Genomic DNA, 22,358 nt, shown 5'->3' with positions numbered 1-22,358 from the left:
CGACTCACTCCCAACTATCGAATGATGTTAACCAGTTCGTCCAGCGATTGCTGAACGGACTGCAAGACTCGCGCCGAGGCCGCGAAAGCGGCCTCCAACTCAATCAGTTTGGCGAGTTCTTCGTCTGTGTTGACCCCGCTCTCATCCCGGTACGACTGGACCAGCGTGTCCCGGTAATTGGTCTCGAAGGTCAGCTGGCTCTCGAAAGTCGCGTGCTGGTTGGCCTGGAAACCGACAAGCTCTGCGGCAAACCCCTCAATTGAGTTCGTTGCCGTCAAACCGAAGCCGGACACGAAGGTCTGGGTCGCCTGGAAGGCATCGAGCATGGCATTCGCGACCCGATGGTCGCCGGTACCGATGGCGACATATGTATTGGCGCCATCACCCGTATCGCCGGTTACCAGTATCGAGGGCGTCGCCGTAACCGTCGAATTGACCTGGATGACTTCGGCAAATCCCTGCTCGTTGCCCAGCGCATCCGCCGGGACGTTGCCGCCGCCGTCTACGAAAAGGTTCACGACCGCGACCGTGCCGTTGATGGTGAAGGTATCGAGATCATTGGCAAGCTCGTGCGCCAGCGTATCGAGTTGGTCCTGCGCTTCCACCAGAATGGTATCGCGGATCCGCAGCAGTCCGGCCAATTCCCCGTCGCGCGCAGAGACCTCGCTGGAAATGTCCGGATTCGTGGCCGTCCCCGCCAGACCATCCTCGATCTGCAGTGGCTGACCGGCAGTCGTCGAGGTGAAGAGCGCTGTCTCGGTAAAGGTAAGAGGGAACTTCGTGTCGTCGAGCAGGAGCCGGCTGTCTCCGGTCAGGATTGTCAATTCGCCGTTCGAGCGCTCTATGACATTGATGTTCATATATTTCGACAGCTCCTGAACATACTTGTCGCGGCTGTCTTCGAGATCCGCCGTGGTCCGGCCCTCCGTCTTGCGGGTCGCGATCTCGTCATTGAGGGTTTCGATATTGTTGAGCGCATTGTTCACCAGCTCCACAGTATCGGCGATCGCGTTGTCCGCTTCCTTGCGGAGGTCAGCAATGGCGGCGGTGACGTCCTGGAACTCCTGAGCCACGGCTTCCGCCGCGCGCAGGACTTCTGCCTGGTTCGCGCCGAGCTCCGGCGCGATCGACAAGACCTGGATCGACTCCTTCAGGTCGGTGATCTTTGCCGAGATCGAGTCATCGTCGCCCGGACGGCCGAATGCCTCCACGAGGCGCTCTAGATAGGTATCAAGAACGCTCAGCTCAGAGACCGTGGCTTCCTGGGTCCGGATATCCTCCAGCAGGCCTTGGTTGACCGATCGCTCGACCACTCCGAGATCGACACCCTGCGCCTGCCCGCCAATGATGCGCGTCTGCAGATCCTGCGACTTCCGTGTGTAATCCTCGTTCGTCGCGTTGGCGACGTTGCGCGAAACCACATCGATGCGGGACTGGGCAGCCGACAAACCCGACGTCGCGGCCAGAAGTGCGCTGGATATTGACATGGCGGCGATTACCTCCGAAGCCTCTTCAGGCAAATTGCGTCACGAAAAAGAAAGCAAGAACCGGGCCAACATCGATAATCGGTTGCGTCTCGAAGCTCTTCCCGTCGACCTTTCATTCGTGCAGCATGCCGGAATGACGGAATCTCCTCCTGCAAATCCCGTGCAAGTCTTGCAGCAAGCGGCAGCGCTGCACGGAGCCGGCCGGATTGTGGAAGCTCTGGCGCTTTACAACGATCTTGCGGCCTCCCTGCCCCAGCTCAGCCAGTTCTGGCACTTTTATGGCCTCGCGAGCTTTCAGATGGGCGATTGCGACGCGGCCCATGACCGGCTGCGCCGCGCATTGATGCTCGCCCCCGAAGACGCCAACTGCCTGAACAGGTACGCCTGCATATTTCTCGCGACGAACGCGCCGGAAACCGCTCGTTGTCACCTGCGGCATGCCCTCGCCATCGATCCCGAGCACGCGGAAGCCTGCTACAATCTCGGGGAAGCGGAACGTCTGCTCGGGAACAAGGCGAGCGCCCTTGCCCATTTCGAGCGGGCAACGGAGAGTCGTCCCTCTGAGGCCGGCTGGCAGTTGTCGCGCGCAAAGCTGCTTCACGAACTCGATCGCGTGGCGGATGCCCGCGCCCTGCTGGAAAATCTGGCGCGCGCCGGGCTGGGGACCTCCGAATTCTTCTTTCAGATGGGCCGCACGCTCTTCGAGTGCTTCGAGGGCAACGCAGCCGTCGCATACTATCGCCGTGCCTTGCTCCTCACTCCCGGGGCCGCGGAAGGATACAACAACCTTCAACTCGTTTTGCGCGCGGCGGGGCGTCACCGGGAAGGTGTCAGGTCGGCGAGATTTGCCCGAACCGTCCGCCCGGGCGATCCGGTCCTCGAGTACAATCTCGCCGACGCGCTGCTCGCCGCCGGCCAGATTTCCGAAGGCTTCGCTCGCTATGCCTGGCGGCACCGGAAAGCGGAGGTCAGCATCGATCGCCGGGGACTGCCGACGCAATGGAACGGGCAACCCGCTGACGACGATTCCGCCCTCCTCCTGTGCCATGAACAGGGTATCGGCGACGAGATCCGCCTGGCTTCGTGTGTTGCAGATATCCAGCGCCGCTACTGCGGCAGGATCGTCCTTGAAAGCGATGCGCGCCTGGTTCCGCTGTTCCAACGCTCGTTCGACGGCATTCGGGTCGTTGCCAAGGTACCGCGGACCGAGGCGAACGGGCTAACCGCGGACTATGCCCCATTGGTCGCAGAGTGCTCCATCGGCGCCTATCTCATGCTGGACGACATGCCCTGCCACGTCCGGCCGCATCTCGATGCATTTCCGAAATCGCCCGGATTCTTGCGACCCGATGCGGCCGAAGAGGCCGGTTGGCGCACACGCTTCGCCAGCGCGACGTCACTGCCATCTGTCGGTTTCTGCTGGCGTAGCGGACTGCGGCGACCGGCCTGGCGGCACAATGATCTGGTGATCGCACAGCTCGCCCCCCTGTTCGGAAGAACCGACTTCCTGCCGGTCTGCCTGCAATATGATGAATATGAAGCCGAGATACAGGAACTGGAGAAACTAACCGGAGTGCCCGTCTTCCGGCCCGAAGCGATCGATCAGCGGGATGAACTGGACCGGGTGGCGGCCATGATCGCCGCCCTCGACCTGGTCATCGCGACGGACACATCGGTGCTGTTCATCGCGGGCGCGGTCGGAACGCCGGTGATCGGACTTCACGCATCCCGAAGTGCGATGTTTCTTGGGGCAAGCTCCAATCCGTGGCTTGCGAGCGAGCGGAGCCTGATTAAGGGCGGCAACCGGTCGTGGGAGGCCGCGATCAATGAAGCGTTGCCGCTGATAGAAGAAATCTTGAGCGAAAGCGGATAGGTCCGCCGGAGACTCAGCTGGCTTCGGCGAGCCGGAACTGGTCCTGCAAGCCTTCCATGATCTGGCGGTTCACATTGATCATGGCATCGAGTCCCGCCTTGCCGTCGATCGCGAGTTCCGTTTCCTTCGAGACCCAATGCGCAAGCTGGATGAGGCTCTTTTTCAGGCCGTCGGGGAGTTTGTTGCCGGGCTCGGAAAGGTCGCACAGGAAGGCGTTCCAGACCTTTCCGTTCCAAAGAATGGCATTCAACCGGTCCTGTAGTTCACCACCATCTTCCTTGGCCTTGAGGAGCGCGCTCGTGACCTGGCCGAGCAGCCGGTACTCGACCTGCTGATGGCTCTCGGTCTGCTTCTGGACGCTCTTGTAAGCGGCATATCCCTGGCGCATCTCAAGCTCCCCCGATACTCACGCGGCCGGCGGTTACTGGAAGAGCCCCAGCAGAACCTGCGGTGCGTTGTTCGCAACGCCAAGGACCTGTACGCCAAGCTGCTGGCGAACCTGAAGCGCCGTCAGCTGTGCGGATTCACGCGCCAGATCGGCATCGACGATATTGCCGAGACCCTCTTCTGTCGCGTCGCTCACCGATGTCAGGAATTCCGTCTGGAAGTTGAGCGCCCGGGTATCGGCACCAAGCTGCCCGAGCGCGATGTTCACGGTCGACTCCAGATTGGAATACTGCGCCGTCAAAACGCTCTGCGCATTGGTCGCTGTCGCCAGCGTCGCGCCGCCGAGCGAGTTGATCTCGGTCAGAAGGTTGCGGGCGCGAAGCGTGATCGTGTCGTTGTTGAGGTTCGACAGCGTGTTCACCGCCGTCGAGGTGTTGAGAACGTTGATTCCGTTAAAGACCGCGTTGGTGACGAAATTCCGGGCCTGGGAGATCAGCTCGTTGAAATCGTCCGTCAGGATGCTGCGCTGCTGCGTGGTAATGCCCTCGTTGGACAGTTCCGTCAGCTTCTGCCGCACGTCCTGCAGCAGGTCGGAGATCGACGTCGTGCCGGCAAGCGCAACCTGGGCGATGCCCTTGGTATTGTTCAGCCCTTGCTGGATCGCGCTGAGTGCGCGCAGATCGCCGCGGATCCCCTGCGCGATCGCGAAGTTCGATGCGTCATCTTCGGCGCCCGAGACTTTCAAGCCGGTCGACACCCGGTCCTGAGTCTGCGCCAGAAGATTGTTGGTCCGCTCGAGATTGCGTAGCGCAACCAGAGCCTCCGGGTTCGTCAGAATCGAGTTGCTAACCATTTCCAGTGTTCCTTCTCTCTTTGCGCCGCCCGTCTACCCCGGATCCGGACCATTTCTTGGCCACGGCGATTCTTGCCGGGTGAATCAGACGGCGAACCACTGTCTCGGCCCACTCGTCGCAAGAGCCGGGCCAGTTTGAGAGGAACAATCACTCTTTTGTTTTAATTGGATTTTTGGAAACGGATCGAAGGAACCCAAAGGCCAGTTGCCGGGCTTCCGTCCTGAACTCGGCAGGAAATGCCAAGCTTGGCCGGAGGTTTTTTCCTGCTATCTCCCGGAAAGCAGAATTTCCGGCAGACAGGCAGCTGCACGCGCGAGGCAAGCCGACATATCGAATGGCTCGGCCCGCGCGTTCATCGGATGGCAGGATCCGAGGACGGCATCGTGACCGTCGCTCAGGAAAAGCAGGCTTCGTCCGAGGCGCAAGGTCGGCGTGCCCACCGCGGCCGCGAGCGTGCATACCGCAGTATCGACCGCAACGACGGCGTCCATTACCGAAAGCATCGCCGCCAGTCTGTCGAGTTCGTTCCTCTGATCGATACCTTCCGGATCGTGGATGTCGCACTGCAGCCGCGTGCGCGTTCGCTCCAGTTCGTCATCCCGAAGATTGTGGACCAGGTTAACGAAGCAGGCGCGCTGCGGGCCGAGGGCTTCGATCATCGTGTCGGCATCACAATAGAGCCGTTCCCGGGCGTCAGACACTGTTCCGCCTCGCCAGCAGACGCCGACCAACGGAAGGGAGGTGCGCTCGCGGAAATAACGTCGCCAGGCGCCGGCCTCATTCTCGTCGGGCACAAGGAACGATCTTGGGCCGCTTGCGTGACCGTCCTTGATGAACATCGCCAGAAGCGAGCCCGCGAGCATCGCGCTGTCGAACCCCAGCTCCTCGGATACCGCGCGGTAATCGAAGTAGGCCGCGCCCCCGTCCCGGGCGGCAAGCTGCCGGTCAATGAAACGGAATCCGGGAAAACTGCGCTCGAACAGCGGACGGTTTCGCGGATCGCATTCGACTGTTGTTTCCTGCGCACATCCGCGTAGACCGTCAAGCCTACTCAAGAAGATATACTCGTCTCCCACGCCTTGTTCGGCTGCAACGAGCAGATTCCCAGGCTCCGATGTTCCGTCCCAGCGATCCGGCAACCCGACCCGCAAGCTGTCGATGCGCGAGCCCGCGCGGGCTTCGTAGAAGCGCCACCCGGTATCAAGATCATCGAAGATGAACGCACAAGCGGCCGCGACGAATTTCAGCTCCGCGATGTCAGGATACAGAAACAGCGCCTGCCGGCTCGCCGCCGCGGCTTCCGCGAAGCACTCGAGCCGAAACAGCGGTAATGCCAGACAATGGTGCGCCGCTTGTTCGTGCGGGCTCAGCAAGAGCGCCCGTTTCGCGGCCTCCACGGCGGACTCGTCCCGCCTTACAGACTCGCAGGCAGCGGCGAGCGCCGCCCAGAGCCCGCTGTCTTGCGGATTGAGGAACAATGCCTTTCGCGCCCAAGAGACCTTGTCGACGGACCGAAGTGGTCCGGCCCCGCCCTCCGTCAAATGCGGATAAAGAGCGACCCTCTCCGGAGCGAGTAGTATCGCCTTCCGCAAAGCCGTCTGCGCGCGCTCAGCCCGGGCCAGATGCTTGAAACACAGGGCCAGATGAAGATAAGGCTCGACACCGTAGGGTGCGCGTTCGATCGACCGCTCCAGCGGATCGACCGCCTCCTGGAATTGTCCGGCGGCGAATAGCGCGGCGCCAAGCCGTGCAGACGCGGCTGCATGATCCGGACGGTGGAGCGTGGCCGACCGCGCCGCCTCAACGGCATCAGCATGATCGCCAAGCGTCTCCGCGAGACGCGAGCGGTTCAGCCAGGACTCGACATTGAGAGGGTCGGCTTCGGTCGCTTTCTGAAACGCTGCGAGCGCGTCCTCCGCCCTGTCTTGCGCAAGCCGGACGGCGCCCAGATGATTCCATGCAGATACCTGAGCCGGATCGAGATCGACGGCCCGTTCAAGGATGGAGGCCGCTGCGTCCAGACGGTTCGTCTGATACAGCAATGCGCCGTAGAGACTCAGGGTTGCGGCATGATCGGGATACCGAGCGAGAATTTCCCGGTATCCGGCCTGCGCCAGATCAAATCGGTTGGTCCTGTGCGCGGCCAGAGAGCTCTCGAACAGCTGACGAAAGAAGTCAGCGTCCCGGCTTTCCGCATCCCTATCCTGCGGATCCTCCGTCACACCGCACCGGCACGCACCGGGCTCAGGCCTTGTCGAGAATCGACCCGACCGCGCCGCTCGGTTGCGGAGCCGAAGGCGACGGAGCAGCCTGCTCGGGCTTCAGTCCCTTCATGATGTCGCGGTTGACCGCGACGAGGGAGTCGATATCGCCGTCGCCCTCGAGGGCCAAAGCCGTTTCTTTCGTCACCCAGATCCCAAGGCTGACAATTGCCGCCCGCAATTCCCGCGGCAGTTGATTGCCGGCGGTTCCGCAATCTTCGACGAAGACATCCCAAACCTGTTTGTTCCAGTTCAGGGCAGAAGCGACCTGCGACATTTTCTTGGGGTCGCCCTTCGCACTCTTCTCGTTCTCGATCGCCTTGATCAGCTCTGAGGTGACCTGCGCAAGCAGACGATATTCCGTATCGCGCGACGTCGCGGTCTGGTTGATCGTCTTCTTGTAGGCATCGATGCCTGACATCAATTAGCTCCCAACCGCCTCTGGCGCACCGATCTTGAGAATTTCAGCTTCGTAGCTCATCAGCGCCTTACAGGTTTTCAAAGCGCGGTAAAAGCGCTTTTCATTCACATCCTGGACGATATTCAAAAGGGTCATGCGAACCTCTTTAAAGGTCGTCGCCTCGAGAAAACTTTCAACCAGTTCGAGGAACACGCCGCGATATTGATCGGACTGATCCTGATCGAGATACATTAACAAAATGGTAAAGTAGATACGCTTTGCCGGAGTATTCGCGTCCTCCTCCTGCATGATGTCCTTGCCCAGCAGAATTGTCGCCTCGTTCTGAAGGACCAGAGACGCGCCTTTCTTGCCGGCAACCATCACCGCCCCATTGACGACGAATTTCTCTCCCGGTTTCACATTGATTTTTAACGGCATTCGATGAAATCCGTACAATCAGCCTGACCGCACATTCATAGCATCAAAAGAGGGAATTCGAAAATGCGGTTCGTCACAATCCACATCACCTCACCGGAATTCCCCGGACGCCCACGATCCGGGCAATTCACGTGCCAAAACGGTCAGCTGACGAAAGCCGGACAAAAAAAATCGGGGGAATTGCTTCCCCCGATTTCCTTGGAGATGTGGTCCGCTATTAGCGGAACAGACCCAGCAGGGACTGCGGACGCTGGTTCGCGATACCGAGAGTCTGGGTCGACAGCTGCTGCTGCACCTGCAGAGAGGTGAGGCGAGCAGACTCGCGAGCCAGATCGGCGTCGACGATGTTGCCGAGACCTTCTTCAGTCGCATCCCGGATCTGCTCCAGGAACTGCGTCTGCAGGTTCAGCGCACGAACTTCCGCACCGAGAGAACCGAGCGCGGTATTCACGACGGACTCAAGGTTGGCGAATTCGTTGGCGATGACGCTCTGCGCGTTCGTCGCGGTGCCGATCGTCGCCGTCGCGATGTTACCGACCTGCGTGTTGACTGCACTCTGGGCCGTAAGGGTCAGAGTGCCGCCGGCCAGGTTGGACAGCGTATTGATGGAACCTGCACCGGAAGAAATCAGGTTCACCCCGTTGAACTCGGCGTTGGAGATGAAGTTCGCCGCCTGCGAGACCAGCTCGTTGAAGTCGGACTGCAGGATGTTGCGCTGCGCGGTGGTGATACCTTCGTTGGCCAGCTCGGTGAGCTTGCCGCGGATGTCGGACAGGAGGTTGGAAACCCCGGTCACACCGGCGATCGCAACGTTACCGATACCCTTGGCATTGTTGAGGCCCTGCGCAACGGCGTCGATACCGCTCAACTCGGCCCGGATGCCCTGCGCGATGGCAAAGCTGGAGGCGTTGTCGAGAGCACCGGAAACCTTCAGGCCCGTGGAGACACGATTCTGCGTCGTATCCAAATTCCGGTTGATGGAATTCAGGGTACGAAGAGCCGTGAATGCAGAGGGATTGGTAAGGATAGAGTTTTGAATAGCCATTTTGGCCTCCTCTTTCTAAGGACTGCGGAAATTTTTCCCGCGAGTTCAGGGGCAAGCCCCCAGAGCAAAACCCGCTTCTTTTGAGCGGATAGGCCATATTAACACAGAAAATAGTTGCGAAAAGTTTAATGTGAGTAAGGGATTGGCGCGGAAAATGCGAACCTGAGGTTGGGCGAAATTAACGCGCTGAAATAATTGGAATTTCGTAACGATTTTGATCCGGACCGGATTGTGGCAAAAACCGCAACGGCAGGCTGGATCACAGCTCGAAGCGTCACCCCGAAGGGCCAAAATGCAAAAAGGGCGGCCGAAGCCGCCCTTTCGCAGGAAAGTTTGTTGCCGTAAGCGTTAGCCGAACAGACCAAGCAGGGTCTGCGGGCGCTGGTTGGCGATGCTGAGAGTCTGGGTCGACAGCTGCTGCTGCACCTGCAGGGAGGTGAGGCGAGCAGATTCGCGAGCCAGGTCGGCATCGACGATGTTGCCGAGACCTTCGTCGGTCGCGTCCCGGATCTCCTCCAGGAACGTGGTCTGCAGGTTCAGCGCGCGAACTTCCGCACCGAGAGAACCGAGCGCGGTATTCACGACGGACTCGAGGTTGGAGAATTCGTTGGCGATGACACTCTGCGCGTTCGTCGCGGTGCCGAGGGTCGCCGTCGCGATGTTGCCGACCTGCGTGTTGACCGCGCTCTGCGCCGTCAGCGTCAGGAGGCCGCCAGCCAGGTTGGACAGCGTGTTGACCGTGGTGGCGCCGGACTGGATCAGGTTCACACCATTGAACTCAGCGTTGGCGATGAAGTTCGCCGCCTGCGAGACCAACTCGTTGAAGTCGTTCTGCAGGATGTTGCGCTGCGCGGTGGTGATACCTTCGTTGGCCAGCTCGGTCAGCTTGCCGCGGACATCGGACAGCAGGTTGGAGATGCCGGTCACACCGGCGATCGCGACCTTGCCGATACCCTTGGCGTTGTTCAGACCCTGGGTAACCGCATCGATGGCCTTCAATTCGGCCCGGATACCCTGCGCGATGGCGAAGTTGGACGCGTCATCCAGAGCACCGGCCACTTTCAGGCCCGTGGAAACACGGTTCTGCGTGACATCGAGGCTGCGGTTGATGCCATTCAGGGTGCGAAGGGCAACGAAGGACGACGGGTTGGTCAGAACGGAGTTTTGGATAGCCATGGTAAAAGTCCTCTTTCTAAGGGCTCATGATGAGTCAGCGTTTTGCTGACGGTGAGGTTCTCCTCACGACACCCATCATCCATAACTCCATAAATGTTGTCAATAAAAAAATTAAAATTGTAGATAAATTGTATATTTATTATATTTCAGTCACTTAACGGAAAACCGGGAAAGTTTCTGCCTCATCGAACACCAGTTCAACCTGCATCCCTGCCCCACCTCCGTACAATCAATAACCGTGCCAGGGCAGTTCCAGGGCTTGACGGCCCCGATAGAGAACCTGACCGGGCAAAAACTTCCCCCCGGCATGGCAGATCTTGCCCCCCTTCCCTCCAGCCGCCTCAAGAACCGGCACTTTTCCCCGGTTCACCGGGCAAACCGCGCTCGCAGGCACATGGCCCGGTCTTTGCTTCCTTAACGCCGACACAACGCGTGAGGGCAAACAATGTCTCCGGTATCGAACATGCAAGACTTTGCAATTGGCATGACCGGCAAGCGCAGCAGCGCTCTGCCATTTGATCCAATTGCGTCCCGGAATGCGGACCGCCCGAAGTTCCGGCTCGATGACTACGAGCGCAAGGAACCGACGGAAACCCGGCAAGCTGATCCGGTCCGCCGTGAGCGGAGAACGCAGGTGGACGAGACAGACAGCCGCCAGGCTTCATCGCACAATGCCGAGCATGCGCAATCGGCTCCCCCGGAAGACAGCAAGAAAGCGAAAGCCGCCTCGCGCGACTCCGTGACGGCTACCGCGCCCCGTAGAGCGCGCGATAACGAGACAGAGGCCGCACCCGCCCCGACGACCGATGCGGTCACGCACGTTCCGGAAGAGCGCAGGAACGCGGAAGCGACCGACGCCAGTGAAACAACGGAGAGCGCCGCCGTTCAGTCGACCGAGCCCGTCGGCGACGCGGAACCGGCGCGCGACGCAGCGAAAGCCGCCGCCTCGAATACGCCGGACAAACCTTCCACCGGCACGGAGCAAACCGTCGAACCGGCCAGCCGGTCCGTCCCGTCAGATACACCGTCTGAAAACCCGGCGCTATCCAAAGGCCCGTCCGGTGCCCCAGGCGCGGGTGACGTGCACACCGCAGATGTGAAGCAGAGGCAACAAGCCGCGATCCCACAGCCGGGTGCATCTGCTTCCGTCCAAACTCCCTCCGGTTCGGAAGCCAGTGTCACGGCTCCTGTCGCGGACAAGGCCGCGGTGAAGACCGGAGCCGAGAAAAACAATGTAGCTCACGAACCGGCGCGAACCGTTACCGACCCCAAGCTCGCGGCCCTGCAGAAGCTGACGCAACCGACAACCACGCCGACCGAAACGGCGACAGCGGGAAGAGCGTCTGAAGACAAGACCTCCTTCACGCTTCCGGTGCCCTGGCCGCAAAAAACAGCCATCCAGTCCGCTTCCGCTGCCACGAACGGCGCGACGAAGCCGGCCGCCGATCTACCGGCCGAAGCCACCGCACGCGCGGCTCAGGCAGTGCCTGCAAGCGGATCGAATGGAAAGAATGCCGGCCCAACCCCGGTCGCTCCGGAAGTCAAGGGCGCGGCCGCCCAGGCCAGCCAGGCGGCCATGCAAACCCTGCCGAAGATCGAGATCGAGGGTCCGGCCGCGGCAAGACCGCAAGCCTCGTCCGATATGGCGGCGGTGTTTGCCAACAATCGCGCGGCCGGCGGCAATGGCGGATCGAATCAGAACGTCCTTCCGTCTCAGAGTGAAACGATCGCCGCGGCGACCGCTCTGAACAGCCGGATCCCGCGTTCCAATGCCCTTGGCGCCGCTCCGCAGAGCAACGCCATGAGCGCGGCCGGGGAGAAAACCTCGGCTCAGGGCACCGCGAATGCCGGCCAGGCGACGGCGGCGGTCAATGTTGCCGCCGCCACCGTCCAGCCCGCCACGCCGAACACCGGCACGGGCGCCGGGGCCGCCCCGGTACCGGGGCAGCTGCCCCCTGCCACGGCAGAGAGCACTCTCGGCGGCCGGTCGCAGGGCGGAGCGGGCCAGAGCAGCCTGAGCGAGACCGGAACCACCGCAAACGGCTCGGCGCGGACCGCCGAAGCCCCCTCCTCTAGCTCCAGCAGCTTTGCAGACACGCTCAGGACGTCCGGCACGGAGCGAAGCGCTCCTCCCTCTGAAACCCGGCAGCCTTTGCCCGGTGCCGCCGCCGAACAGGTCAAGGTGAAGCTGGTCAAAGCTGCCCAGGGCGGCCTCGACAAGATCAAAATCCAGCTCAATCCGTCCGAGCTCGGAAAAGTCGATATCCGCCTGGAATTCGGCTCTGACGGCGGCGTTCGGGGTGTCGTGACGGTCGAGAAACCGGAAACCCTGCATCTTCTGCAACGCGATGCCCGTCAATTGGAACAGGCTTTGCAAGACGCAGGTTTCAATACCGATGGTGAAAGCCTCGAATTCCAGATGCGGGGCGGCAACACCAACGAGAGACAACAGAATGCCGGAGCCGGAAACGGTTCCCCTTCGAACGCAGGCGGCGACCTGACAGCTGAAGAAGAGCAGCTCGATACGGCCACCGCAGGGACTGAACAAGACGGTGTCGGCGACGATGGTTCGCTGAACATGGTGGCCTAGGAGGCGACGGACATGGTGAGCGCAGTATCAAGTTCCGGCGACGCGAGCATCTTCGCAACCGAACAGACGACCGAAGAGCGCCTCGAAGAACAACGGGACCAGTTCCTCACCCTGTTTCTGACCCAGTTGCAGAACCAGGACCCGACGAGCCCGATGGATTCGAACGAGATGACCAACCAGCTGGTTCAGTTCACCTCCGTCGAACAGCAGATCGAGACAAACAAGTCCCTCGGCAAGCTCGTCGAAGCGCAGGTTGCGAACTCGAACACGGCAGCGGTCGGGTATATCGACCAGACGGTGGTCTTCAACGGCAACACGACGACGCTGACCGAAGAAGGCGCAGCCTGGGGCTACAAGGTGGACCAGAACGCGGATTCGGTCGCGATCAACGTCTTCAATGAAAGCGGCCTGCTGGTCTACACGACCGAGGGCAACACGACCCCGGACACGCGCCACGAATTCAAGTGGGACGGCAAGAACAATGCCGGCGAGCAAATGCCGAACGGAACCTACTCCGTGCGGATCGGCGCTCTCGACAAGAACGACGACACTGTCGACACCCAGATCGAGTCCCTTGGCCGTGTGACCGGCGTGGTCACCGGCGAGAACGGCCCGAGTCTTCTGGTCGGCAACGTGGTCGTCGAGATGGACACAGTTACGCGAGTTTCCGCCACCTAAGGCGGGAGGACCGGGCGGCCAGAGAGATGCCCCCGGCCACGGTGCCAGACCGGCACCATCGGTAGAAACGGTCGAGGCGTGCGCCCCGGCCACGGAATGGAGGACTAGACATGAGTGTTACCGGCGGACTTTTCGCGGGCGTGGCGTCGATCGGCGCTCAGGCTACCGCGTTCGGTATTATCTCCGACAACATCGCCAACTCGCAGACGGTCGGCTACAAGGAAACCCAGGCGCGGTTCCAGACGCTTGTGACCCGGAGCCCCACCGCCACAGCCTTTACACCGGGCGGCGTGCAGACCAAGCCGATCACCGACCCGAGCCGCCAGGGCCTGCTGCAGGCGACCAGCAGCACCACCGACATGGCGGTCGACGGCAACGGTTTCTTCGTCGTCAACGAAGCGCCGGAACCGGGCTCCGACGACGAATACCTGCTGACCCGCGCAGGCGCCTTCAACACCGACGAGAACGGCCGCTTGATCAACACGGCGGGCTACTATTTGCAGGGCTGGCGCACGGACGCGACGGGAGCCATCAACAACCAGGACACCCGTGACCTGCTGACCAGCCTCGAGACTGTCGACCTGTCACAGTTCGGCCAGATCGCGAATGCGACGGACGACGTGACGATCAACGCCAACCTTCCGGCGGGCGCGGCGACCAGCGACACCGTGATCACGAACATCACGATCTACGACTCTCTCGGTTTCGACTATCTGCTCGAGACGACCTGGACCAAGTCCGCGGCAGCAAACACCTGGACCTATGACTACACGCTGATTCGGAACCCGGGTACGGTCAACGCGACATCGATGTCGCTCGGCGGCGCGGCCCGCACGATGACCTTTAACACCGATGGCAGCCTGCGGAGCGTCAACGGCCTCGCCGCCGGCACCACGAACCAGTCGGCCACGGAGTCCCTGACCATCACGCGCGGCGAATTCAGCCGCTCGGTCGCAACCGCCACGATCACCCTCGATTGGGGCACCTACGGACAGCCGACCGGCATGTCGCAATTCAACGGCGATTTCGAGACCTCGCTGCTGAACCAGGATGGCTCCGGCCCGTCGGCTCTGATCGGCGTGTCGATCTCGGAAGACGGATTGGTGGCTGCGAACTTTGCGAATGGCCAGTCGAGAAACATCTACCGATTGCCAATTGGCACGGTCCCGTCGGCGACTGAGCTGGATACCGTCAACGGCAACGCCTACCGCGTGACCTCGACATCCGGTGATATCGTTCTCAGCATTCCGACCAACGGCGGTACCGGCCGGATCCAGTCCGGCGCGCTGGAGAACTCGACCACGGATATCGCGACCGAGTTCACCGATCTCATCATCACCCAGCGGGCCTATTCGGCCTCGACCCGGATCATCACCACCGGCGACGAACTGCTGGACGAGATCATCCGCATCAAGCGGTAGAAATCGCCTCCAGAGATTTCTACCGTTCTCTCTCTCGCCCCGGCTCTTCAGCCGGGGCTTTTTTTCGGCGGAGCTTCCGAAAGAAAGATCGCATTTTAAGGATTCTTTAGGATGCGGCCCATATCCTCAGCAGACCGGCATACCGATCATGCGTTGAGAAGATGACCGCAGACAAGAACCCGAAAAAAATTATGATATTAGAATCAACCGCAGCGTCCGAGAGCTCAGAAGATCCTTTCGCGGGTCTGCCGTCGGCCGATACCAAGCGATGGGTGGTCAGCCGCAAGGCCCAGGTCGTGCGCGCGGTGGAAGATGGCGTGATCACGCTGGAACAGGCCTGCGACCGCTACAGTCTCAGCCATGAGGAATTCGCGAACTGGCGGGAACTGATCAAGGCCCATGGCACGCGCGCGCTCAGAGCGACGCGGGTCCAGGACTATCGCCGCGCATCGCGCCGCTTCAGGTCCGAGCGCTGATCCTGTCCCTGATCGCCTCCATCTCCACGGCGATTTTCCGAAGCACCTTGCTCCATTTCTCGGATTGCCGCTTGGCGAAATAGCGCACGCTCGGGAACCAGGGACAGCGACCGTTCTTGAAATAGGTTTCCGGGACAGGAAAAGGGCGGAACTCGATCGTCTCCGTCCCGAGGGCTCCGGCCATTGCGGAAACCGAGGTCGCCGGACTGACAACAAGATCCATACAACTCGTCAGCGCCGCCGCCTTCTCCAGTTCGTTCTTCAGATCGACATCATCCCAGTGCACGAGATCGACACCGAACGAGCTCCTGGCCAGTTCGAGTTCCTCGGGCCGCGCGTCGTATTGAAGATTGACGAACGTCACGCCGTCGACCTTGAAGAGCGTCGGCATGTCTTCGATCGTCGAATAATATTCGGTCCGGTAGGCACCGGCGAGACCGCTTCGCCAGCACAGGCCGACATAGGGGCCGGGGCCGGCCGCCTCCAGCCTCTTGCGAAACAAATCGACCAGTTCGGGATCCGGAACCAGATAACCGGAGTGATCCGGGAACGCCTCCCTGTTTCCACGGAACAGGCGTCCAAGCGTGCCGAACGGACAGGCGATATCGAACGGCTCGACCCCCTCTTCCGCCGGCCAGTAGGGCGCAGGCACCACGCGGGTCTGGGGAAAAGACCGCTGGAATAGGGAAACCAGCCGCGGGGCACATTCCACGACAACTTCCCCGCCGCGCGCGATCGCGTCGGGGATCATGCTGGCAAAGCGGATCTCGTCGCCGATCCCCTGCTCGGCGTAGAGAATAAGGCGCGCGCCCTGGAAAGGATTGCCATTCCAGAGCGCCTGGGGAAATTTCCGCCACGGAACCCCGTTGTTCGTCGCTACCATGCGCCATTCGGTGTGCGGCCACGCCTCTTCCCAATTGCCCTGGCGCAGCAGACTCTGCCCGAAATTGTGATGGGCATGCGCACTCTCGGGATCAAGTTCCAGCGCGCGCCTGAAATAGTAATTGGCCTGCTTGAACTCCCCGAGGTCGCCGAGCATGGTCGCCAGGTTGGTCATCGCTTCGGGAAACTCGACCCCGGCTTCGAGCGCCTTGCGCAACGAAACCAGCGCCTCGGTCCGCCGGCCGAGCTTGGAAAGAACACTGCCCAGGTTATTGTGGATGATCCCGAACTGGCCGCGTGCCTTGAGCTCCTTGCCCCCCCATTTCAGGCAGTTCTTGTACCAGGTCAGCGCTTCTTCATAGTTTTTCTCAGCCTCGTAGATCGTGCCGAGATTACTTGCGATCATTGGATTTCGCGGATCCAGCTCCAGCGCTTTCTTCATCAGCTCGATCGCAACGGGCCGCCGCCCCATCTCTCGCGCAACGATCCCCATGCCGTGCAGCGCATACACGTCCTCTTCGTTCTCGTTGAGGATTTGCATGAACAGCTTGCGTGCCTGCTCGATGTTGCCGGCTTCCAGCAAGCGAACCGCTTCGTTGTTCAGATTTGCAAGGCGCGACCGGGATGTATCGACAATTCCGCTATAGGAGAGGCCCGAGGTCGTAACCGGCATTCGGGCTTCCGATTCTCTTTTCGCCATAGACAACGCTCCGGAGCATTAGGCGCGGGTGGCGCAACCGACCCCATGATCGCCCAGCATCAATTCTTCCTTAACCAATACCACAAGTATCGCCGCTAATTAATTGTTCTCTTTCGATTCGCAGTCGGATATAGTCACTAGGCATTTTTTGCCGAGAGGACTCTTTCAATTTTCATAAGATATGTCTAAAATGCAATCTATTTGCAAGAGTCACCCCGGATACCGTCCGGACAGCGGCTGCGCGCAACAGCGAGGGTCTTAACCCATGAATCCTCTCGTCGACCTGCTTCGAAATCTCGGTCCGATCCGCATCGCCGCCCTGGTCGGCACCGCGGTTGCCGTGTTGGGTTTCTTCATCTTTCTCGCCTCCCGTCTGTCGACCGGCGGCATGGCGCTGCTATACGGCGACCTCGATCCCGCCGACAGCGGCTCGATCGTCAAGGAGCTCGAGGCCCGCAACATAGAATACGAGCTGAAAGCAGGCGGTCAGCAGGTTTATGTGCCCGGGGACGAGGTTCTGAAACTCCGGGTCGCTCTCGCCGAACAGGGCGTCCCCGGCGGCGGCACGATGGGGTACGAGATCTTCGACAAGTCGGACGGGCTCGGCACCACCAATTTCGTGCAGAACGTCAATCTGGTCCGTGCCCTCGAAGGCGAGCTGGCACGCACCATCGGCGCGATGAACAATGTCCGCGGCGCACGCGTCCATCTCGTGCTGCCGCAACGCGAACTGTTCAGCCGCGAGCGCCGCAAGCCGAGCGCCTCCGTCGTCCTCCAGGTGCAGGGCGCCGGCCGTCTCGGCCGCGAGCAGACGCTTGCGATCCAGCATCTCGTGGCGGCGGCCGTGCCGGAGATGGATCCGCAGAACATTTCGATCCTCGATAGTCGAGGCCAGTTGCTCGCGCGCGGCACCTCAGAGGAGGACGGCGCGCTTCCGGGCCAGAGTTCGGAGGAAATGCGCCTCGCTTTCGAAAACAGGCTGCGCGGTTCCGTCGAGGAACTGGTCGAGCGCATCGTCGGACTTGGCCGTGTGCGCGCCGAGGTGAGCGCGGAGATCGACTATGACCGCTTCACCGAACAGTCCGAGATCTACGATCCGGACAGCCAGGTTGCCCGCTCCACGCAGACCATCTCCGAGAACGAGAGCTCGCAGGAGCGAAACCAGCAGGACACGGTTTCGGTCGAGAACAATCTGCCGGAAGCCCAGGCAAATGCGGGCGCCGGGGAGCTTTCCGCACTCTCGGAATCCTCCCGCAGCGAGGAAACCGTCAACTTCGAAATCAGCCGCACCGTCCGCAATCGCGTCAAGGAAGCCGGCGAGATCCAGAATCTCTCGGTCGCCGTTCTGGTCGACGGCCGCTATGTCGAGAACGAAGACGGCGACAGGGTTTACGAGCCCCGCACGCCGGAGGAGCTTGAACAGATCGCGACCCTCGTCCGGTCCGCCGTCGGCTACAACGGCACGCGCGGCGACACGGTCGAAGTCGTCAACATGCAGTTCGTCAAGCTGGAACCGCTCGACCTCGATGACGGTTCCCTTCTGTTCGGCATATCCAAGGACGAGTTCCTGCAGCTCGCCGAAGTGCTCGTGCTCGCGGTGGTCGGCCTGCTCGTGATCCTGCTGGTTGTCCGCCCCGTCCTTACCCGCCTCTTTGAGTCCATGCCGACCACGCTGGCGGCAAGCGGCGGTGGTGTCGGGGCCATCGGGGGCGCAGACGCGATCGCCCAGCTGACCGGACCGGGCGCCACCGCCGACATGGCGGAACTGCTGGAGAGCGACGACGAGGAAGAGAGCCTTCTCGACCAGATGATCGACATCAATCAGGTCGAAGGCCGTGTCCGCGCATCTTCGCTCAAGAAGATCGGCGAAATCGTCGAGAAACATCCGGAGGAAGCCGTCGCCATCATCCGCAACTGGATGTATCAGGAAGCCGGCAATACCGGCGGCGGTTGAGCGGACGTAGCGACGTGACAGGAACGGGACTGACGGGCTGACGCGCATGGAGAAGCAAAAATCACGCTTCCTGTTCGACGATATCTTCGACGAGGAGTATCAGGAGAAACTTCGCCGCGCAGCCGAGGCCGCACGCGTTGCCGAGGAAGAGGCGTCCGCCAACGCCCCGCCGACATACACGCAGGAAGAAGTCGACGAAGCCAAGGAGGCTTCCTATCAGCTTGGCCGTCAGGAAGGCATGTCTGCAGCGATGTCAGGGATCGAGCAGCAGGTCGCCGTCGCTCTCGAAGGAGTGCTGGGTCAGGTCGGCCAGCTGAAGGACGCGCATCGCAAATGGGCCAACGAGATGCAGCACGACGCCGTGCGGCTCTCCGCCACCATCATGCGCAAGCTCGCCCCGGAACTGACCCGCGGAACCGAATTGCCGCAGATCGAGCATGTGATCAACCAGGCCTTCCAGTTCCTGACCGAGCAGCCGAAGGTCATGATCCGCGTCGCCACCGAAATCGAAGAGCCGTTGAGAGACAAGGTCCAGCTGATGGCCTCGCGCGTCGGCTACGAGGGCGAAGTCGTCCTGGTCGGGGACCCGGAACTCGTCGCGACCGACTGCCGCGTCTCCTGGGCTGCCGGAGCGGTCGAACGCTCTCTGGACGAGACCTGGAACGAGATCGACGTGATGGTGGAACGCACGATGTCCGCCCTGCCCGCACGCTCCGGCATCGGCTCCGACATTCCTCCGACGGACGAGCCTGAAGCCGACGGAGTCGCGCTTGAAACCGAAAGCGACAACGAACCGGCCGAGGCCGGTCCGGCCCCCGAAACCGAGCCCCTTGCGAGCGAGGCCGAACCGGAGATGGACGCCGCCGTCGATCCGGAAGAAGCTCACGTGAGGGAAAACTAGCGCAGCATTGCCGCCAGAGGAGAGTTGAATGTCCGACGAAAGCGATGTCGATTTCGAAGATCTCGACGACATGGATATGGCCGCTGCGATGGAGCAGCAGGCCACCGAAGAACCCGAGGAAGTGGCCGTCGCCGACTCTCCGGAACGGATCAGCGCCCGCGAACTCGAGGCCGTCTACGACATTCCGGTGCAGGTGTCCGCGGTGCTGGGCAAGTCCAGCATGCAGGTCAGCCAGCTCCTGAAGCTTGGTCGAGGCGCCGTCGTCGAACTCGACCGGAAGGTCGGCGAGGCGATCGACATTTACGTGAACAACCGTCTCGTCGCCCGCGGTGAGGTCGTCATCGTGGACGAACGCCTCGGCGTGACGATGACGGAAATCATCAAGTCCGACCGGACCGGCTGACCTTGAAAACGGACAAGTTCGATGGCTGATCGCGCGACCGTAGAAGAAGGCGCCCGCGCCCGCCCGGCGCGTACGCGCACTTTCGATGTTCCGGAAAGCGGCCGGACCATCGATATCGCGCTGATTTTCGGCCTCTGCGTTGCTTTCGGCCTGGTCGGTACGGCGCTTGTGCTCGGGGGCTCCGTAAGCTCCTTCTACAACCTTCCGTCGGTGCTCATCGTCCTGATCGGAACCTTCGCGGTGACCCTGGTCTCGTTCAGCATCACCGAGCTCTTCGGCGCCTTCAACGCCGTGCTCCAGACCATCCTGCCGAAACGGCACGACCACCGGCTCGCCGGCGAGCGCTGTCTCAATCTGGCCGCGATTTCCCGAGACAACGGCGTTCTGGCACTCGATCACGTGCTTCCGATGATCGAAAGCGAGCCGTTCCTGCAGCGCGCCATGGCCATGACCGTCGACGGCGCGACGCCGCACCAGATCGACCAGGTGCTGGCACAGGAAATCGCCGCCGTGGAGGACCTCAGGCACCGTCATGCCGGCGTTTTGCGCCGGGCGGCCGAGGTCGCGCCTTCCATGGGGCTGATCGGAACCCTGATCGGGCTGATCCAGCTGCTCGGGAATTTGAACGATCCGAGCTCGATTGGCCCGGCCATGGCCGTTGCCCTGCTGACCACCTTCTACGGTGCGATCCTGGCCTACATGGTGCTGGCGCCGATCGCGGCGAAACTGGAGCGGAACGCTGAAGCCGAACTGCTCGAATGCGAAATCTACCATGCCTGCGCGATGTCGATCGCGCGGCAGGAAAACCCGCGCCTCCTGGAGCGGCTGCTCAATACCAAATTGCCGCCCTCGCAGCGGCTCGACTATTACGGATAGATGGGTGGGGCCGCCGAGGCCGCACGAAGGGAGAATTGACAGATGCGATTGCTGATCGTCGGCACACTGGGCGGACATATTAGCGCTGCGGGTCAGATCGCCCTCAAGAAGGGCGCGAAGGTTAGCCATCTCGACACGGTCGAGGGCGCCATGCATGCCCTGCGCAGCGGCCAGGGCGCCGACCTCGTGATGATCGACGTCGCCCAGCCCGTCGCCAAACTGCTTCGCGCGATGAACCAGGAGCGGATCAACACGCCGGTCGTCGCTTGCGGGCTCGAGAACGATTCCGACGCCGCCGTCGCCGCAATCAAGGCCGGCGCCAAGGAATACATCCCCCTGCCCCCGAACGCCGAACTCATCGCCGCGGTGCTGCAGGCGGTCACCGAGGAGCAGAGCTCGGTCATTTTCCAGGACCCGATCATGGGGGCCGTCCTCAAGCTCGCGGACCAGATCGCGCCATCGGACGCCAGCGTGCTGATCACCGGCGAGTCCGGTACGGGCAAGGAAGTGCTCGCGCGCTATCTGCACGACAAGAGCAAGCGCTCTGACAAACAGTTCGTTTCCGTGAACTGCGCCGCCATTCCCGACAACCTCCTCGAATCCGAGCTGTTCGGCCATGAGAAGGGCGCCTTCACCGGCGCCGTCGCGCGGCGCGTCGGCAAGTTCGAGGAAGCGAACGGCGGAACCCTGCTGCTCGACGAGATCAGCGAGATGGATATCCGCCTGCAGGCCAAGCTGCTGCGCGCGATCCAGGAACGCGAGATCGACCGGGTCGGCGGCAGTCAGCCGGTGAAGGTCGACATCCGCCTGCTGGCAACCTCGAACCGGGATCTGGAGCGGCATGTCCGCGAGGGAAATTTCCGCGAGGATCTCTATTTTCGCCTCAATGTCTTTAATCTGCAGCTCCCGCCGCTGCGTCAGCGCCCGGCCGACATCAAGCTGCTGGCCGAGCATTTCGCGAAGAAATACGCGGAGGCGAACGGTGTCCCCGCGCGCCCGCTGAGCGACGAAGCCGTCAAGCGCCTGCAGGGTCATCACTGGCGCGGAAATGTGCGAGAGCTGGAGAATACGTTGCATCGTGCAATCCTGCTCGCGTCCGGTGACGAAATCGGTCCGGAAGCTATCATCCTGACCGGTGAACAGATGGCGCCGGCCGCTCCGGAGGCCCCACCGCTGGCAAGCGCCCCAGCGCCACAGCCGACATCGAAACCGGCAGCCGACACCTTCCAGCCGGCCTCATTCGACGAACCCGATCCGGCTCCCGCACCGCCGCCCGCGTCCGCGACGGAGAGCGGCTCCGACCAGGGCGGCGATCTCGTCGGACGCACTGTCGCGGACGTCGAGCGCCAGCTCATCATCGACACCCTAACGCACTGTCTCGGAAACAGGACCCACGCGGCCAACATTCTCGGCATCTCGATCCGGACCCTGCGCAACAAGCTCAAGGCCTATTCCGAAGAGGGCGTCAGCGTCCCGCCGCCGGGCGAGGCGGACCGAGCCACGGTCTGAATGGCACCGGAACAACGGATCCGACCATGAAACGCGCGATCAAGAGA

19 protein-coding genes and 1 pseudogene are annotated in these 22,358 nt (G+C 61.7%); 11 read left to right on the top strand and 9 right to left on the bottom strand.

Features of this window, described 5'->3' with window-relative positions; all coding sequences use genetic code 11:
* Positions 1-14 precede the first annotated feature (14 nt).
* Positions 15-1,487: a flagellar hook-associated protein FlgK gene (flgK, locus tag ACOOE1_RS01910; RefSeq protein ID WP_420404654.1), complete on the bottom strand. Its 1,473-nt coding sequence runs from the start codon at positions 1,485-1,487 to the stop codon at positions 15-17.
* Between flgK and ACOOE1_RS01905 the strand changes: the two are divergent.
* Positions 1,426-2,082: pseudogene (locus ACOOE1_RS01905) on the top strand (tetratricopeptide repeat protein); the annotation flags it as partial. The gene flgK and the pseudogene ACOOE1_RS01905 sit on opposite strands and share 62 nt — an antisense overlap.
* Positions 2,083-2,760: 678 nt before the next feature.
* The gene (locus ACOOE1_RS01900; RefSeq protein WP_420406396.1) at positions 2,761-3,360 is read left to right on the top strand and encodes a glycosyltransferase family 9 protein; all 600 of its coding nucleotides are present in this window, start codon (positions 2,761-2,763) and stop codon (positions 3,358-3,360) included.
* Positions 3,361-3,373: 13 nt separating this feature from the next.
* Here ACOOE1_RS01900 and flaF (ACOOE1_RS01895) read toward each other — a convergent pair whose 3' ends face one another.
* The 7 genes from flaF (ACOOE1_RS01895) to ACOOE1_RS01865 all read right to left on the bottom strand — a co-directional run bounded on the left by flaF (ACOOE1_RS01895) (position 3,374) and on the right by ACOOE1_RS01865 (position 9,921).
* A complete protein-coding gene (gene flaF, locus ACOOE1_RS01895; RefSeq protein ID WP_420404653.1) occupies positions 3,374-3,748 on the bottom strand; it encodes a flagellar biosynthesis regulator FlaF in 375 nt (124 codons plus the stop codon).
* Between the two features lie 33 nt (positions 3,749-3,781).
* Positions 3,782-4,600 carry a flagellin gene (locus tag ACOOE1_RS01890; RefSeq protein WP_420404652.1) on the bottom strand — a complete coding sequence of 273 codons (819 nt, stop codon included), beginning with the start codon at positions 4,598-4,600 and terminating at the stop codon, positions 3,782-3,784.
* Between the two features lie 267 nt (positions 4,601-4,867).
* Positions 4,868-6,823, bottom strand: a complete 1,956-nt coding sequence (locus ACOOE1_RS01885) for a tetratricopeptide repeat protein (protein ID WP_420404651.1) — start codon at positions 6,821-6,823, stop codon at positions 4,868-4,870.
* Positions 6,824-6,845: 22 nt separating this feature from the next.
* A complete protein-coding gene (gene flaF, locus ACOOE1_RS01880) occupies positions 6,846-7,283 on the bottom strand; it encodes a flagellar biosynthesis regulator FlaF (RefSeq protein ID WP_420404650.1) in 438 nt (145 codons plus the stop codon).
* Positions 7,284-7,286: 3 nt separating this feature from the next.
* Positions 7,287-7,700, bottom strand: a complete 414-nt coding sequence (gene flbT, locus ACOOE1_RS01875) for a flagellar biosynthesis repressor FlbT (protein ID WP_420404649.1) — start codon at positions 7,698-7,700, stop codon at positions 7,287-7,289.
* Between the two features lie 217 nt (positions 7,701-7,917).
* Positions 7,918-8,745, bottom strand: coding sequence for a flagellin (locus ACOOE1_RS01870; RefSeq protein ID WP_420404648.1), 828 nt, complete (start codon positions 8,743-8,745; stop codon positions 7,918-7,920).
* A gap of 348 nt (positions 8,746-9,093) precedes the next feature.
* Positions 9,094-9,921, bottom strand: coding sequence for a flagellin (locus ACOOE1_RS01865; protein ID WP_420404647.1), 828 nt, complete (start codon positions 9,919-9,921; stop codon positions 9,094-9,096).
* Positions 9,922-10,555: 634 nt separating this feature from the next.
* On the opposite strand from ACOOE1_RS01865, the gene ACOOE1_RS01860 reads away from it, so the two are divergent.
* The 4 genes from ACOOE1_RS01860 to ACOOE1_RS01845 all read left to right on the top strand — a co-directional run bounded on the left by ACOOE1_RS01860 (position 10,556) and on the right by ACOOE1_RS01845 (position 15,086).
* Positions 10,556-12,511, top strand: coding sequence for a flagellar hook-length control protein FliK (locus tag ACOOE1_RS01860; protein WP_420404646.1), 1,956 nt, complete (start codon positions 10,556-10,558; stop codon positions 12,509-12,511).
* Between the two features lie 12 nt (positions 12,512-12,523).
* Positions 12,524-13,189 carry a flagellar hook assembly protein FlgD gene (locus tag ACOOE1_RS01855; RefSeq protein WP_420404645.1) on the top strand — a complete coding sequence of 222 codons (666 nt, stop codon included), beginning with the start codon at positions 12,524-12,526 and terminating at the stop codon, positions 13,187-13,189.
* Positions 13,190-13,299: 110 nt separating this feature from the next.
* Positions 13,300-14,610 (top strand): flagellar hook protein FlgE, encoded by a 1,311-nt coding sequence (gene flgE / locus ACOOE1_RS01850; protein ID WP_420404644.1) that lies wholly within the window; start codon positions 13,300-13,302, stop codon positions 14,608-14,610.
* Positions 14,611-14,801: 191 nt separating this feature from the next.
* On the top strand, positions 14,802-15,086 hold the full coding sequence (locus ACOOE1_RS01845; RefSeq protein ID WP_420404643.1) for a DUF1153 domain-containing protein: 285 nt from the start codon (positions 14,802-14,804) through the stop codon (positions 15,084-15,086).
* On the opposite strand, the gene ACOOE1_RS01840 is transcribed toward ACOOE1_RS01845, so the two are convergent.
* Positions 15,070-16,641, bottom strand: coding sequence for a tetratricopeptide repeat protein (locus ACOOE1_RS01840; RefSeq protein WP_420404642.1), 1,572 nt, complete (start codon positions 16,639-16,641; stop codon positions 15,070-15,072). The two genes, ACOOE1_RS01845 and ACOOE1_RS01840, sit on opposite strands and share 17 nt — an antisense overlap.
* 292 nt (positions 16,642-16,933) lie before the next feature.
* Between ACOOE1_RS01840 and fliF the strand changes: the two genes are divergently transcribed.
* The 5 genes from fliF (at position 16,934) to ACOOE1_RS01815 (ending at position 22,311) form a co-directional block, all read left to right on the top strand.
* Positions 16,934-18,622 (top strand): flagellar basal-body MS-ring/collar protein FliF, encoded by a 1,689-nt coding sequence (fliF, locus tag ACOOE1_RS01835; protein ID WP_420404641.1) that lies wholly within the window; start codon positions 16,934-16,936, stop codon positions 18,620-18,622.
* A gap of 46 nt (positions 18,623-18,668) precedes the next feature.
* Complete coding sequence (locus ACOOE1_RS01830; RefSeq protein WP_420404640.1) at positions 18,669-19,523, top strand: hypothetical protein; 855 nt, start codon at positions 18,669-18,671, stop codon at positions 19,521-19,523.
* Between the two features lie 88 nt (positions 19,524-19,611).
* A complete protein-coding gene (gene fliN / locus ACOOE1_RS01825) occupies positions 19,612-19,926 on the top strand; it encodes a flagellar motor switch protein FliN (protein WP_420406395.1) in 315 nt (104 codons plus the stop codon).
* A 21-nt stretch (positions 19,927-19,947) separates the two neighbouring features.
* Positions 19,948-20,802: a motility protein A gene (locus ACOOE1_RS01820; protein WP_420404639.1), complete on the top strand. Its 855-nt coding sequence runs from the start codon at positions 19,948-19,950 to the stop codon at positions 20,800-20,802.
* Positions 20,803-20,844: 42 nt separating this feature from the next.
* Positions 20,845-22,311: a sigma-54 interaction domain-containing protein gene (locus tag ACOOE1_RS01815; protein ID WP_420404638.1), complete on the top strand. Its 1,467-nt coding sequence runs from the start codon at positions 20,845-20,847 to the stop codon at positions 22,309-22,311.
* The last annotated feature ends 47 nt before the right edge of the window (positions 22,312-22,358 follow it).

This window comes from Nisaea sp. (assembly GCF_965216895.1).
Taxonomy (GTDB): Bacteria; Pseudomonadota; Alphaproteobacteria; order Thalassobaculales; family Thalassobaculaceae; genus Nisaea.
The sequence above is the reverse complement of the archived record's forward strand: the minus strand, read 5'-3'. Positions and strand labels throughout refer to the sequence as shown.